Origin of the sequence: Saccharospirillum sp. (assembly GCF_039982735.1) — a bacterium.
Taxonomy (GTDB): domain Bacteria; phylum Pseudomonadota; class Gammaproteobacteria; order Pseudomonadales; family Natronospirillaceae; genus Saccharospirillum.
The window spans coordinates 109,258-122,994 of record NZ_JBDWXV010000011.1; the positions used below are offsets into that span (position 1 = coordinate 109,258).

The 13,737-nt window shown below is 56.5% G+C and carries 12 protein-coding genes; 6 read left to right on the forward strand and 6 right to left on the reverse strand.

Annotated elements, in window-relative coordinates; all coding sequences use genetic code 11:
* Positions 1 to 54 precede the first annotated feature (54 nt).
* Both ABJT94_RS08780 and ABJT94_RS08785 read right to left on the reverse strand, forming a co-directional pair.
* Entirely contained in the window at positions 55 to 243 is a 189-nt protein-coding gene (locus tag ABJT94_RS08780) for a hypothetical protein (RefSeq protein WP_348475696.1), read from the reverse strand.
* Positions 244 to 381: 138 nt separating this feature from the next.
* Complete coding sequence (locus ABJT94_RS08785; RefSeq protein WP_348475695.1) at positions 382 to 1,191, reverse strand: DUF1338 domain-containing protein; 810 nt, start codon at positions 1,189 to 1,191, stop codon at positions 382 to 384.
* Between the two features lie 223 nt (positions 1,192 to 1,414).
* Between ABJT94_RS08785 and ABJT94_RS08790 the strand changes: the two genes are divergently transcribed.
* Complete coding sequence (locus ABJT94_RS08790) at positions 1,415 to 2,557, forward strand: FIST N-terminal domain-containing protein (protein ID WP_348475694.1); 1,143 nt, start codon at positions 1,415 to 1,417, stop codon at positions 2,555 to 2,557.
* Positions 2,554 to 4,650 carry an EAL domain-containing protein gene (locus tag ABJT94_RS08795; RefSeq protein ID WP_348475693.1) on the forward strand — a complete coding sequence of 699 codons (2,097 nt, stop codon included), beginning with the start codon at positions 2,554 to 2,556 and terminating at the stop codon, positions 4,648 to 4,650. Before ABJT94_RS08790 ends, ABJT94_RS08795 begins: the two co-directional genes overlap by 4 nt.
* Before the next feature lie 6 nt (positions 4,651 to 4,656).
* Here the strand turns inward: ABJT94_RS08795 and ABJT94_RS08800 are convergent, their stop codons facing one another.
* Complete coding sequence (locus ABJT94_RS08800) at positions 4,657 to 5,727, reverse strand: hypothetical protein (RefSeq protein WP_348475692.1); 1,071 nt, start codon at positions 5,725 to 5,727, stop codon at positions 4,657 to 4,659.
* A gap of 414 nt (positions 5,728 to 6,141) precedes the next feature.
* Between ABJT94_RS08800 and ABJT94_RS08805 the strand changes: the two genes are divergently transcribed.
* Positions 6,142 to 6,768: a LysE family translocator gene (locus ABJT94_RS08805; protein WP_348475691.1), complete on the forward strand. Its 627-nt coding sequence runs from the start codon at positions 6,142 to 6,144 to the stop codon at positions 6,766 to 6,768.
* On the opposite strand, the gene rarD is transcribed toward ABJT94_RS08805, so the two are convergent.
* Positions 6,734 to 7,663 carry an EamA family transporter RarD gene (gene rarD, locus ABJT94_RS08810; protein ID WP_348475690.1) on the reverse strand — a complete coding sequence of 310 codons (930 nt, stop codon included), beginning with the start codon at positions 7,661 to 7,663 and terminating at the stop codon, positions 6,734 to 6,736. The genes ABJT94_RS08805 and rarD overlap by 35 nt on opposite strands.
* 7 nt (positions 7,664 to 7,670) lie before the next feature.
* A complete protein-coding gene (locus ABJT94_RS08815; RefSeq protein ID WP_348475689.1) occupies positions 7,671 to 9,062 on the reverse strand; it encodes a PLP-dependent aminotransferase family protein in 1,392 nt (463 codons plus the stop codon).
* A 276-nt stretch (positions 9,063 to 9,338) separates the two neighbouring features.
* Here ABJT94_RS08815 and ABJT94_RS08820 point away from each other — a divergent pair, with 276 nt between their 5' ends.
* The gene (locus ABJT94_RS08820) at positions 9,339 to 10,052 is read left to right on the forward strand and encodes an alanyl-tRNA editing protein (protein ID WP_348475688.1); all 714 of its coding nucleotides are present in this window, start codon (positions 9,339 to 9,341) and stop codon (positions 10,050 to 10,052) included.
* Positions 10,053 to 10,096: 44 nt separating this feature from the next.
* On the forward strand, positions 10,097 to 10,702 hold the full coding sequence (locus ABJT94_RS08825; protein ID WP_348475687.1) for a LysE family translocator: 606 nt from the start codon (positions 10,097 to 10,099) through the stop codon (positions 10,700 to 10,702).
* Positions 10,703 to 10,785: 83 nt separating this feature from the next.
* Here ABJT94_RS08825 and ABJT94_RS08830 read toward each other — a convergent pair whose 3' ends face one another.
* Positions 10,786 to 12,531 (reverse strand): sugar phosphorylase, encoded by a 1,746-nt coding sequence (locus ABJT94_RS08830; RefSeq protein WP_348475686.1) that lies wholly within the window; start codon positions 12,529 to 12,531, stop codon positions 10,786 to 10,788.
* 333 nt (positions 12,532 to 12,864) lie between these two features.
* On the opposite strand from ABJT94_RS08830, the gene galU reads away from it, so the two are divergent.
* On the forward strand, positions 12,865 to 13,707 hold the full coding sequence (galU, locus tag ABJT94_RS08835; RefSeq protein WP_348475685.1) for a UTP--glucose-1-phosphate uridylyltransferase GalU: 843 nt from the start codon (positions 12,865 to 12,867) through the stop codon (positions 13,705 to 13,707).
* Positions 13,708 to 13,737: the final 30 nt, after the last annotated feature.

Here is a 13,737-nt window from a genome sequence, read left to right on the forward strand (position 1 = left end):
TACAGAGCGTTAAACAGAACGGCAGCGCCCGATCGGTAAACGAGACAAGCGGGATTACAGCCAGGAGGCCAGGGTCTGTTGGATCTGGTCGATCCAGGTCAGCGGGTGTTGACCGCCTGCGTCGGCACTGACCGGGTTTCTCATGAAATAACCGGGTGTCACCTCGGGCTGCCCGAGCGCCATATACAGGGCCGTAATGGCAAGTGTAACCGCGGTAAGTGTAAACAGTGTTGAACCTTTCATCCCTGTACCTGACCTGTTTGAGTAAGTGCTGAGTCTGTCAACAACCCAGCCAGTCTAGCACCAAGATCCTATGCCCGAAAGTGACGGGGAAAGGGGTGGCCCGCAAATGCGGTCAGGCCACCGGAAGGATGGTCGATGTCAGGAGTCCTTGCGCATATCGGTTGATTCGAAAATTTTGTCGGCGCTGGCGGCTACAAAACCCTGGTAGAGGTTGCCTTCTTCGTCATGGTAACGCTTGGCAAACTCGTAGTAGCAGGTGGTCACGTCGTGTTGCTTGCCATCGGCGAAAGTAAAGGGCTGTACGCTGGCCTTGGTAGATCCCTGTTCGAGCAACACCGCTGGTGACCCCTTCACCCGTCCACCGGCTTCATTGATGCTGAACCCTAACTCTTCAATCATCTGGTTCATCTGTTCAATGTCGTTAATGCCATTGAGGGCGTTCACATTGATGGTGAAGTGGTTGCAGCGCAGGCCAATCACGCTAAGCCAGGCGGCGTATTCGGATTCACTGGCCAGTTGCTCGTAGTCTTCATAAGACGGTGTCTGCCACAACGGCCCGCGCCAGAAGATGGAGGCATCGGCCACGTCATCCGGATTGATCTGATCGACGAGGCGTCGAACGAGAGTTTGGGCGGAGTCGGTCAGTTCCTCAACGCGCAGCTCACTGAGAAAAATGCGCGGCATGTCGGGGCTCGGCGGAATATAGCCGAACGCATCCAGCTTCTTAGAGGGAAAGTGGTAGGGTTCATACCGGCTGTAGCCCATGTCGAGAATGAAGGGCTCAAGGTGTTTCAGCTGGATGGGGCCAATATTGAAGGTGCGAAAGGCAACGTGGTCATTCTGAACCACTTCACCCCGGGCAGTGAGGGCATTGGCAATGGCCTCTGCCTGGGGGGTCATGTTGATGTAGTCCTGCCACAGGTTGTCAAAAAACGCGTCGATCTTCATCTAAGTCTCCAGCGAGTATAGGGGTTGGCCTGGTGGTTAAACCAGACGATGCAGGCAGTCTACTGAGCTGCGCTCACAGCGGTTATCAGCAGCACGCCGTCACTTTGTGAATGCGCGACCTTTACGGTTGTCTGGCTGAGCAGCCGCTTCTGGACTAGGCTTTTGCTATGGCAAGTTATTTGTCGTCCGGGTTGGACGTTTGCCAGCGATCGGAGGGTTTCAATTGACGCGTTGTGTGAAGCTTGGCCAATCCACTCTGTCCGATCCCGAGGCGGCCGTTCGGGACTTGCATCAGCAAATCAGTCAGCCTGACGCCAGTCTGGTGATCTTTTTTTGCTCGAGTCGCTACGACCTGGCTATTCTGGCCAATACGCTTAATCAGCTGTTTGTTGACACCCCTGTCGTTGGCTGTACCACTGCCGGAGAAATAGGACCAGCGGGGTATTGTGATCACAGTATCAGTGGGGCCAGCTTCCCGGCCGATCACTTTGTGGCTTCCGTGGCACGGCTCGACAGTCTGAAGTCAGCGGAAGTCGGCCGTTTGCAAACCTTTGCTCATAGTCTGGTGCTGCGCCATGAGCACAGCAAGGGCGAATTACCCAATACGTTTGCCATGCTACTGATCGATGGCGTTTCCCAGCGCGAAGACGCTGTAACCCGAACGCTGTTTAATAGCTTACCCACCATTCCCATTGTGGGAGGGTCGACAGGCGATGACCTGGTGTTCAAGGATACCTGGGTGTTTCATCAGGGTCTGTTTCACACCAATAGTGCTCTGATGTTGCTGATGTCGACCCGTTGTTCCATTGCGCCGGTGAAGTCCCAGCACTTTGTTGCGACCGATCAGCGTCTGGTGATCACGGCTGCAGATCCGGAGCGGCGCCTGGTGACTGAAATCAACGGATTGCCCGCTGCCGCCGAATACGCTCGCCTGACCGGTGTTGATGTTGATGATTTGAACCTGATGCGGTTTGCAGCCTCACCGGTGGTGGTGATGATCGAAGGCAAGGAATACGTGCGGTCAATTCGACAGGCTAACCCGGATGGCAGCCTGAGCTTTTACTGCGCCATTGAAGCCGGCCTGGTGTTCCGGGTTGCCCGGGGTGTGGATCTGATTGAAAACCTGCGACTATCTCTGGAGTCTGTGCGGCAAACTCTGGGCTCGCCGCAAGTGATGCTGGCGTTTGATTGTGTGCTGCGCAAGCTCGAGATGGGGCAAAATGACGATACTGCCCGGGCGAGTGCGCTGACGCAGGCCTGTAATACCCTTGGCTTTAATTCCTATGGAGAGCAGTTCGGCGGTGTGCACGTAAACCAGACCTTTACCGGTCTGGCGATCGGGTATCCGGAGGGGGGGCAGTCATGACGTCCAGGTCGCCTGCAGGGCATGCGGCAGAGGCCGGTGCGCCCGGGTCAGAAGCCGAGATTCGCCGGCTCAATAAAATCATCGACGCCCTGATGGACCGATCCGAACGCAGCATGTCGCAACAGGGGTCTGACTTCGGGCTGTTTCAGACGGCGCTGACACTTGAAGCGACGGTGCAGCAGCGCACTCAGGAACTGGCGCGAGCGCTGGAATACAACGAGCACATCACCGAGAACCTCTACCGGCTGACGCGGGATCTGAAAGAGGAAATTAACCAGCGCAAGCGGGCTGAAGCTTTGCGCACCGGTCAGTATGACATTCTGGAACTGATTGCTGCCCACGCGCCTCTGGAATCCATCTTGCGTCAATTGGCGCATTGGGTTGAAGCTCAGGGGCATGTTGGGCTGGCATCGATCCTGTTGCTAGACGACAGCGGCAAAACCATAGGTCAGAGTATCGCCCCGAGTTTGCCGGAAGACTACTGCCGTGCGCTGATTGGTGTCGATATTGGGCCCAGGGCGGGTTCCTGCGGTACCGCCATGTATTTAAACCAGACCATTGAAGTCTCTGACATCGCGACCGACCCGCTCTGGGATGACTATCGTGAGCTGGCACTTGGCGTCGGGCTGAAGGCGTGCTGGTCCACTCCCATCACTACCCAGTCAAACCAGGTGTTGGGGTCGTTCGCTATTTATTATCGGGATGTGCGAGGCCCCAGTGAAGAGCAGCGGGTGCTCATCGCGTCAGCCGTTCACCTGGCAGGCATTGCGATTGATCGGGCCCGGGCCGAGGCCCGGATTCAATACATGGCGCATCACGATGAGCTGACTGGTTTGCCCAACCGGTCGCTGTTGCAGGATCGAATTGACGGGGCCATCGAATCGGCGAGGCGCCGGCAGTCGCGCACTGCGGTCTTGATGATTGACCTCGACCGGTTCAAACACGTGAACGACTCCCTGGGTCACCAAACCGGCGACGTGTTGCTCAAAGAGGTAGCCGGACGGCTTCAACGCTGTGTTCGCAGCAGCGATACCATAGCCCGCCTGGGCGGCGACGAATTTGTCATCAGTCTGCCGGACATCGGTTTTGACACAACCGCCTCAACGGTGGCGGCCAAGGTTATGCATGAGCTGGAAGCACCGTTTTTTGTCAGGAATCAACCGCTCAAGCTGGGCGCCAGCATCGGCATCAGCCTCTACCCGGAAGACGGTGACAGCGCACACGATTTGTTGCGTACCGCCGACACCGCCATGTACTCGGCGAAAAAGAGCGGGCGGGGTCAGTATTGTTATTTTACCCATGAACTGAACCAGGCAGCCCATGAACACCTGGTGTTGTTATCGCAGTTGCAGCATGCCATCCGCAATGATGAATTCGAGTTGTATTATCAGCCTTTGTATCGCCTTTCGGACAACCGCCTGACCGGTGCCGAAGCCTTGCTGCGCTGGAACCATCCCGACCGTGGCGTGCTGGCGCCTGGCGAGTTCATGTACCTGCTCGAAGAACATGGGCTGATGGTCGAAGTGGGCCACTGGGTGTTGCAAACGGCTTGCGCTGAAGCTGCGAACTGGCATCTTCAGGGCTTGCCGTGTCGGGTTTCGGTGAATCTGGCGGCAGACCAGTTCTACCGGGGCAATGTGCTGCAATCGGTGAAAACCGCTCTGGCCACCTCGGGCCTTGCAGCCGATCAGTTGTTGCTGGAGTTTACCGAGACGGTCTTGCTGCATCATTCCGACAGCATTATTGCCATCATGCATCAGCTCAAACGGCTGGGCGTCCAGTTGTCACTGGACGATTTTGGAACCGGCTATTCATCCTTGTCCTACCTGCACCGTTTTCCGGTCGATCAGTTGAAAATTGACCGGTCCTTCATCAGCGCCATTGATGATTACTCCAGTGCGATGGACATCGTGACCAGCATCATTCAACTGGCGTCCAGCCTGGGAATTCAGAGTGTTGCCGAAGGGCTGGAAACCCGGGCGCAAGAACAAACACTGACCCGTCTGCAGTGCAATTTTGGCCAGGGTTATTTCCTTGGCCACCCGATGCCGGCAGCGGATTTTGCCAGCATGCTGGCCCGTGATGCCGAGTAGCCTGAGTTACACTGTGCCGGTTGCGGCTGACTCAAATACTTCGAGCCGTCGGGTTGGCCAGTTCAAAATGGCGGTCCGGCTGATCATCTTTTTTGCCAGCTGTGGCTGGCAATCACGAATCACTGTGGCGGTAAAGTCGGCCATAAAGCGCGCCTTCATTTCAGCCCGTGCCCGATCGGGGCCGGGTTCCTGATAGGGAGCCGACGAGAGCAGCAGAAAGCCGTCATCGGGAATGCGGCCCTTATCCATATTGCCCTGAATAATGCCCGCTGCCTTTTGGATGGGGTGCGATAAATCCGGGCTGAATGGGCCGATGATCAGCGCGATGTTGGGGACGTGCAAAAAATCAAAGCCGCGACCGACGCACAGCGTCCATTCCCGGTGCTCGACGGCCAGTTCACGGTCGGTGCTGCGAATCTCGGCGATATGGCGGATATTGCCTTCCAATAGTGGCATCAGGTCACGCCGTACCTGACCGGGCATGTCGTTGAACATGGCTTCCAGACGGGCGGGCAAGTCCGGGTGTTGCTCTGAGACCAGTGTAGAGAGGTCGAGTCGTTTGTCTGCCTTGTTGTGCAGGATGAGAGCATCTTCGTCGGTCTCAAAACCACAGACCAGTGGGTAAACGCTTTGATGGCCAGCCCCGAAAATGGCCTCGACTTGCGCTTTAATGCCTTGCGCATGCGCCAGCGCCGCTTCGTGATCGCAATTGAACCCCGCACAGCCGCGCGCGGTATCGCCTCTGGAAAAGTGATAGGTGATGATCACCAGTACGCGCCGCTCCTGACGGATCGAGTCACTGACCATATCCGCCAGAAGATCTCCCAAATAAGGCCAGCCGAGGTCGAAGATGCCACCGAGGTTGCGAAACGGGCGAATGATGCCCAGCGGGGTTTGGGTGGCGTGGGGCAGGTGGATGCGACCGTCCATGCATTTCAGAGCGATGATTTCAGTGCTGTGTTCAGCCTGGTAACGCTGTCGCGCCAGGTGATTTTCAGGGTCGCAAAAGCGTTTCGAATGGGTGCGGCTCAGGTCGAGCAGCCAGTCGATGCGGTCCTGAATCGGGCGGGTATGCATGGCGCGAATCTCTGCAGGGTCTTATCCGCAGTATAAGGGGCAAGCTCCCGGTTTGGCGAATGCCCGGCCGCGCTCGCCATTCTGTTTCGGCTTCTGGTAGTCTTCGAAGGTTGATTATTGCCTAATCACGTATCGGAGATTGGTCTAACTGAGTTGCCTGGAGTCTGTATCAGCCACCGGTAAAGCCTTTCTGGGTGGTGCGACATCTCGCTCGGCGTGAATCCGTCCATGGAGCCTTGTTCGCAGGATATGAACCCCATCCATGGGATTCACCCCTCGGGCTCGCTTCGCTCATGCTAAAACGCTCCTGGCGTTTTAGTCCCTGCTGCGAACTACCCCGGATAGGCTTAACCGGCGTCTGCCACTCACTTTATTGCAAATTCCGAATGTGAATTATCTACTTTGGAGATTTTTATGCCCGCCTGGTGGCCTTTTGTATTGGTCTATACCGCCGCTGTAATCAGCCCGGGGCCGGATTTTGCGCTGGTGGTTAAATCGGCGCTTACCCGGGGTAAGCGTGCCAGCACGCTGAATGCCCTGGGCATAGGTTTGGGGGTTACTCTCCATACCCTGGTTGCAGTGCTTGGTGTGTCGGCCCTGGTGCAGTCGAGCCGGTGGCTGGCGATGACGCTGCCCTGGCTGGGTATCGGGTATCTGTTGTATCTGGGCTGGGGTGGGTTGAACGCGCAACCGACTCCGCCAGGCCAACCACTAGACAGCTCCGCAAGAATCAGCGACCGGGGTGATTTCTGGCAGGGGTTTCTGACCAATGTGCTGAACCCGAAGGCGCTGCTGTTTTTCTCGGCCATCTTGCTGCAGTTGGTAGACGGCCTGAACGGATGGATGCAGTCTGCCCTGGTTGGTTATGTGTTTGTGGTGACTAGCCTGTGGTTTGGTCTGGTTGGCTGGGTATTGTCGCAACCGGTTTTACAGCGCCGGTTTTTAACCCGGCGCCACTGGATCGACCGGGGCGCCGGAGTGATTTTTGTTGCCTTGTCGCTGCTGTTTATTTGGGACTGGTGGCAGCGCTGGATGCTTTAAGGGCCCGTTTGGCCGACTGGTTGCGCCCCAGGGTTCGCAACGAGTCGAGTGTGAGTAGCATCAGGGCTGTCCAGATCAGTCCGAAGGTGACCAGCTTGCCAGGGCTCAGGGTTTCGCCATAAACGAACACCGCCAGCAAGAACATGCCGCTCGGGGCAATGTATTGAAAGAAGCCGAGCGCGGTCAGGCTGATGCGATTGGCCGCCGCCGCAAAGCACATTAACGGCACCATCGTGACCGGACCCGCAGCAAACAGCAGCAGGTTGATTGACCAGGTATTTTCGACCAGGTTACTGGTCGGGCTGGTGGTCAATAATAAATAGCCAGCGGCAACGGGCAGCAGTAAACCGGTTTCCAGTGCCATGCCGGTAAAGCTGTCGACGCCGATTTTTTTACGCACCAGGCCATACAGCGCAAAGCTGGTGGCCAGTAGTAAGGCAACCCAGGGCAGGCGACCGAACTGGATAAGTTCGAACGCAACGGCGGCGACACACAGCAACGCAGCGATGGTGCGTACCCGGTCGAGCCGGTCCCGGAAAAAGATCATGCCGAGCAGAATGTTCATCAGCGGGTTGATGTAATAACCGAGGCTGGCGCTGAGCATGTAATTGCTTTGCACCGCCCAGATAAACAATCCCCAGTTAAACCCAATCAGTATTGTCGAAGCGAGCAAATTCCAACGGGTTCTGGAAGAGCGCAGGGCGGTCATCAGGGCCGCGCGTTTGCGAAACAGGAAAATCAGACCCAGCGTTAACAGAAACGACCAGATGATGCGGTGCGACAACAATTCTGCTGCCGCAACGTCATCCATAATCTTGAAATAAATGGGGGCTACTGACCACAGAATGTAGGCGGTCAGTGCGTAAATAGCGCCGCTGCGCGTTGCGGATATCATAGTCGCCTCAGATGTTGGTCAATGAATCCTGGGCATTGCCCGGGCTCTGGATCAGGTCGATTAGCGTGTCGATGGCGCTGAGTAACGTATCGCGTTTCAGCCGGCCACCAATGCAGATACGCACCGCTTGTGGGGCAGCGAATTGTCCGGCCGCAAACACTTCCGCTGGTTTCAGTTGAATGCGATGCTCGGCCGCACGCGCAACCAGGTTGACCGCGCGCCAGGGGGCGGGTAAATCCAGCCAGACGTTGAAGCCGCCGCCGCGCGGGGTGAGCCCCACCTGTCTCAATCGCTCGCAAACTGCGTTCTGGCGCCAGTCTATCTCGGCTTGCTGACGGGCCAGCAGTTGGTCGGCATAGCCATTGTTCAGCCAGTCGCAGGCGACTTCGGTGGTCAGCGGAATGGCCATCCAGCAAGTGGCTCGAAAGGCCGCACCGATAGCATTCACCCATTCTTCGGGTGCGCGCATAAAACCCACGTGCAAGCCACCACATAACGCCTTGGACAGGCTGGCGATGGTGACGGTGATGTCCGGGTGGCGCAGGCTAAAAGAAGGCTGGGCCGGATCGCCCAGGCAGCCTTGCACATCGTCTTCAATTACGGTGATTTGATACTGCCGGCAAATGAGCGCCAGCTCATCAATACGCAATTGAGACATCGAACCGCCGGTTGGGTTCTGCATCCGGGTCATCAGGTACAGCACCCGTGGCGGGTGGCGCTGGCACTGGCTTTCCAGTGCTTCGGGCGTCAAGCCCTGGTCGTCGATCGCCAGCGGCATCAGTCGCAGGTTTTGCTGCGTGGCTGCCGCGACCAACCCCGGGTAAGTCAGCCCCTCGCAAGCCAGCCCATCGCCGGGTTGCAGCAGGGCATTGAGCGCAACGTAGAACCCGTGCTGACCGCCCAGTGTGACCAGTAAATCGTCACTGTTGAAGTCGCCGAGGCCGGTTTTTAGCAACCAGCGACGGCCCGCTTCACGGTGGTGTGCGAGGCCAAATTCAGACTGGTAGCGCAACAGGTGAGGCAATACATCAGAGTGTTGCAGCGTTGCCAGGGTGCGGGTTAGCTGTTCAGACTGATCCATTTCCAGTGCAATGCTGAAGCCCAGATCGATACCGGTATCGACGGTTGAATCGGTGACTTTGAAGCTGGCGGTGCCGGGGTTCAAACCGCGAATGAAAGTGCCGCTGCCGACCCGGGCTTCGATCAACCGGCGACGCTCGGCCTCGGCATAGGCGCGGGTGACTGTGCCAACAGTGACACCCAATTGCTCGGCCAATTGCCGGTGTGTCGGCAGGCGGTCGCCGGGCTTGAGCTCGCCATCTTGAACGGCGCGCTCAATGCGGTTGGCCAATGCCTTGTATTTGGGGCCGGTTTGACCGGTCAGTGTTAGGATTGTCATGGTGACAAAGAACTGCTTGCAGTGAATTGTCGTCGTATTACACTGCAATTGTTCGCTTTTGTCGAACACAAATTCGGATCTAAGTGCTGGGGTTCGCTGAGTGGTCATGGCCCGCGTCGGCTACCGGTGGTGCCTCTGCGGGGTCGGCGTGAATCCATCCATGGAGCCTAGACCGCAGAGGCACCACCGGCACCCGCCGCTTACATTGTACGAACTTCGGAATGTACATCTGAATTGATTTTGTGATTGAAATCGTATCGATACAAAGGAAGGTTTATGAACTCTTATCGTTTTTATCAGGATGCCTATCAAACCGAACTTGATACCCAGGTGGTTCGCCTGGAGGGCAATCGGTTAGAGTTGGCCGATACGATTTTTTATCCGCATGGTGGCGGCCAGCCGGGTGATAGTGGTGTGTTGATCGTTGGCGATCAACGCATTGCAATAACGGACACCCGTTACAGTCAGGACCGGTCAGTCATTGAACATTTTTTGGATGAAGCCGTGAGTGAAGGGCTTGGCCTAAGTGAAGGCGATGCGGTAACGATCACCTTGAACTGGGCACGGCGTCATCGTCATATGCGCATGCACAGTTGTCTGCATTTGCTGTGTTACCTGATCAAAGACCCGGTAACGGGTGGCAACGTGGGTACCGAGTTAAGCCGGGCTGAATTTGATCTGTCGGAACCCCTCGACAAAGCCGAACTGGAAGCGCGGTTGAATGCCACCATTGCCGAAGGTGCAGCGGTGTCGACCGAGTGGTTACCCGAGTCGATTCTGGATGAGCAGCCGGAGCTGGTGCGAACCATGAGCGTGCAACCACCGCGGGGCCATGGGGCCATTCGGATGGTGCGGGTTGAAGGGCTGGATTATCAGCCCTGTGGAGGCACTCATGTGAATAATATTGCTGAGATTGGGCAAGTGCGAATTCCCAGTATCAAAAGCAAAGGCAAGCAAAACAAACGGATCAATATTGAATTGGTCGACTGACCCATTAATCCGGGCTGCCAGTGCAGCCTATGAGGCCTGACTAAATGGACGCTTTAACCCTCGGTTTTTTATTGCCGATTGTGGTTTATACCTTCAGCACGACGATAACACCGGGACCCAATGTATTGATGGTAACGGCCTCTGGCATGAACTTTGGCTTGCGCCGCACCATGCCGCACATTACCGGTATCTGCATAGGTTTTCTGACGCTCAACTTAGTCGTGGCCAGTGGCATAGGCGCGCTCTTGCTGGCCGTGCCGCAACTGCATTTGGCACTGAAGATTATTGGGTCGATCTACCTGTTGTGGCTCGCCTGGAACATTGCCACGGCGGGAGGCATGGCCCGGGTAGACGGCGAGGCCCGCCCAATGCGCTGGTGGCATGCCGCGCTGTTTCAGGTCGTAAACCCCAAAGCCTGGGCGATGGCGATTACCGGCATAGCGGCCTTCAGTTTGCCGGGCGATGACTATTGGCCGAGTGCACTGGCCGTGGCCTTTATGTTCGCCCTGATGACGTACCCCTGCAGTTGCGTCTGGGCGGTACTGGGCTCCCAGCTACGCCGCTGGCTGGAAGCGCCTGCCCGGCTGCGGATGTTCAATCTGGTGCTGGGAATTTTGACCGCTCTGTGTGTCGTTTTTATTTTGATGTAATGACACGACCGTCAAGCTCCCAGTAAGCAAGTTGCCCAATCCTCGCCGACGAAATCCTCCCATGCAGTCGTGCGAGGATTTTTTTAGGCCTTGTCAACAGCAACGAGCCACAGACACTGATAGGGCTGAAGGACCAAGTCATCCTCTTCGCAGTAAATCACCTCGCTGATCAGATCCCGGTACTGGTGATCGTCATTCTTAGGTACCAGTCGCATCAGTGCCAGCGTTTGGGCGACTGAGGTGACGTTAAAAACGCCGTATACCCGCTGTTGTTCACTGTCGCGTATCACCACGAACAGGCTCGATCCCAGATCCTGTACCCGCTGTCGGCTGGCCGGGTGGAACGCTTTACTTCCTTTGCGCAGACGAAGCCGGTGCGCGAGCTCCTGGCTGACCAGGTGGGACGGATGCCGTGCATCCTTCATGGCTTCGGCAAGTGGTCCCCAGTCCCAGATTTTGCGGTTAATGGAACGCAACCGGCCGGTGCGCTCGACGCCGGCAATGTCGTTGGGCGTGGCGATCAGTGATTGCAGGTAGAAAGCCGGCACACCCTGAAGCGTCATCATCAGTGTCTGGGAGCACAGAAAGCGTTCGATCTGCCATTGATCGGGCCCGGTTCGGGTTCCCCTGAGGGCATCGAAGTAGCTGATGTTGATTTCATAGGGGCTGTCCGGCCCGCGAGGGTTGGCTTTCATGCTGACGTAGCCACCGAACTGGTGCATGCAGTCCAGCAGGCTCTGGATTTCATAAGGCGGCAGAATACCCTCCAGTGCACGCAGACCCACACCGTCGTGGCTGGCGGTGAAGTTCAGATAAGTGCCGCCTTCCGGTGGCGGGGCGAGTGTCAGCGCCCAGTTGGTGAGCAGGTCGGCATTGCCCCGGTTCAGGGTGTAGAGAATCAGTGGGGGCAGGGCGAACTGATAGACCATGGCGGCTTCGTCGCCCTGGCCAAAGTACGACAGGTTTTCCTGGTGGGGTACATTGGTTTCGGTCACCAGCTCTACCCAGGGCGCAATGGCGTCGACCAGATCCCGCATCAGCTTGACCACTTCATGAGTCTGCGGCAGGTGAATGCAGGAGGTGCCGAGTTCCTTCCACAGAAACGCCACCGCATCGAGCCGGACCAACCGCGCGCCTTTCGACAGGTAGAACAGAAAAATATCCATCATCGCCAACAAGACGTCGGGATTACTGTAGTTCAGATCGATCTGGTCTTCACTGAAGGTTGCCCAGACGTGGCGCGTACCCCGGTGCGTATGGATGGGAGCCAACAAGGGGCTGGAACGCGGCCGAACCACCTCGGAGACATCGGTTTGCGGGTCCATCTCGATAAAGTAATTGCAGCCGGGTTCCTGATTCTGAATGTACTCGATGAACCAGAGGTTCTCGCGCGAGCAGTGGTTCAGTACCAGATCGAACATGATCCCAAAGCGTCGAGCCAGGGCATCAATGTGGTCCCATTGGCCGACACTGGGCCGAACCTGCTTGAAGTCGATAACGGAAAAGCCGTCATCCGAGCTGAATGGGTAAAAGGGCAGTAAATGGATATTGGTGATCAGATCGGGGTAGAAGTCTTCCAGAAACCGCTCCAGCTGCATCAGCCCGGGTTCTTCGCGCTGGCGAATGGCATCACCGTAAGTGATCAGCAGGGTATCCGTTTCATCCAGCCCGGGGTCCCGGGTGTGATGGTAAATGACGGGCTGGTAGCGCTGTACCAGGCCCATCAACTGGTCGGTAATCGCTTCCGCACGGTGGGCACCATACAGCCGAGCCAGCCGCGTATGGGCTGAGATTTTCAACCGGTCCAGTGAACCGTCCTGGCTTGTCATAATGCGTCCTCTTGTTCGCGGTTATACTTATGCGTCACAATTCAGCCTGAGTTTGGCACGGCTAGAGCCGGCATGCACCGCATTGGTGCTACCGACCATTTTGGTGCAGAATGATGGTCGATTTAAGGGCTGGCCATTCCCTTTGGCTGACCCGGGCACCGCTCCCGCCAGTTAAGGGCTGTGGAGAGAGTGACCTTGTTGTTTTTCATCGCAAAGGTCGCGCCAAAAATGTTACTGGTCAGGGAATTGCAAGACTGAACACAGACTCGCTGAGCCAGGCCTGGCCGAACCGGTCAGCTCAGTGGCGCTAAACACACTGGAAGAGGACGTAACATGATCCGCAAATGTTTGTTTCCCGTGGGTGGCTATGGCACCCGGTTTCTACCGGCCACCAAAGCCCTCCCCAAAGAAATGCTGCCCATCGTCAACAAACCCCTGGTGCAATACGGGGTGGAAGAGTCCATTGAGTCCGGTTTGTATGAAATAGGCTTCGTAACCGGCCGGGGCAAACGCGCTATCGCCGACCACTTCGATATATCCTATGAGTTGGAACATCAGATCAACGGCTCCGACAAGGAAAAATACCTGACCTCCATTCGCCATGTCATGCACGAAGGCGTCTTCTCCTTCACCCGCCAGAAAGAAATGAAAGGCCTCGGCCACGCCATTCTGGCTGGCGAAACGCTGATCGGCAGCGAACCGTTCGGTGTGGTACTGGCCGATGACCTGTGCATTCCGGATGCGGATGGTGAAAACGTCATGGCGCAAATGGTCAAGGTGTTCAAACAGTTCCGTTGCTCTATCGTCGCGGTGATGGAAGTGCCCGAAGACGAGATTCACAAATACGGTGTTATCGAAGGCGAAGAGATGAAGGACGGTCTCTACCGCGTGAAAAGCATGGTCGAGAAACCGAAGAAAGAAGACGCCCCCAGCAATCTGGCCGTCATCGGGCGCTACATTTTAACGCCAGATATTTTCGACATTCTGCGCGACACCCCCCCGGGCAAGAACAATGAAATTCAGTTGACCGACGCATTGATGACCCAGGCGCAGGATGGCGTTGTGATGGCCTACCGCTTCAAAGGGACCCGGTTTGACTGTGGCTCGGTTGAAGGCTTTGTTGAAGCGACGAATTATTGCTTTGAAGAGTTGTACAAGAAGGGCAATTTGAACTGAGTTATTAGTGAACGTTATTGGCTAGAAAAA

What these genes read in the sequence shown, in the direction of transcription:
- ABJT94_RS08780 (WP_348475696.1), bottom strand. Translation starts at nt 243, where the DNA reads ATGAAAGGTTCAACACTGTTTACACTTACCGCGGTTACACTTGCCATT.
- ABJT94_RS08785 (WP_348475695.1), bottom strand. Translation starts at nt 1,191, where the DNA reads ATGAAGATCGACGCGTTTTTTGACAACCTGTGGCAGGACTACATCAAC.
- ABJT94_RS08795 (WP_348475693.1), top strand. Translation starts at nt 2,554, where the DNA reads ATGACGTCCAGGTCGCCTGCAGGGCATGCGGCAGAGGCCGGTGCGCCC.
- ABJT94_RS08800 (WP_348475692.1), bottom strand. Translation starts at nt 5,727, where the DNA reads ATGCATACCCGCCCGATTCAGGACCGCATCGACTGGCTGCTCGACCTG.
- ABJT94_RS08805 (WP_348475691.1), top strand. Translation starts at nt 6,142, where the DNA reads ATGCCCGCCTGGTGGCCTTTTGTATTGGTCTATACCGCCGCTGTAATC.
- rarD (WP_348475690.1), bottom strand. Translation starts at nt 7,663, where the DNA reads ATGATATCCGCAACGCGCAGCGGCGCTATTTACGCACTGACCGCCTAC.
- ABJT94_RS08815 (WP_348475689.1), bottom strand. Translation starts at nt 9,062, where the DNA reads ATGACAATCCTAACACTGACCGGTCAAACCGGCCCCAAATACAAGGCA.
- ABJT94_RS08820 (WP_348475688.1), top strand. Translation starts at nt 9,339, where the DNA reads ATGAACTCTTATCGTTTTTATCAGGATGCCTATCAAACCGAACTTGAT.
- ABJT94_RS08825 (WP_348475687.1), top strand. Translation starts at nt 10,097, where the DNA reads ATGGACGCTTTAACCCTCGGTTTTTTATTGCCGATTGTGGTTTATACC.
- ABJT94_RS08830 (WP_348475686.1), bottom strand. Translation starts at nt 12,531, where the DNA reads ATGACAAGCCAGGACGGTTCACTGGACCGGTTGAAAATCTCAGCCCAT.
- galU (WP_348475685.1), top strand. Translation starts at nt 12,865, where the DNA reads ATGATCCGCAAATGTTTGTTTCCCGTGGGTGGCTATGGCACCCGGTTT.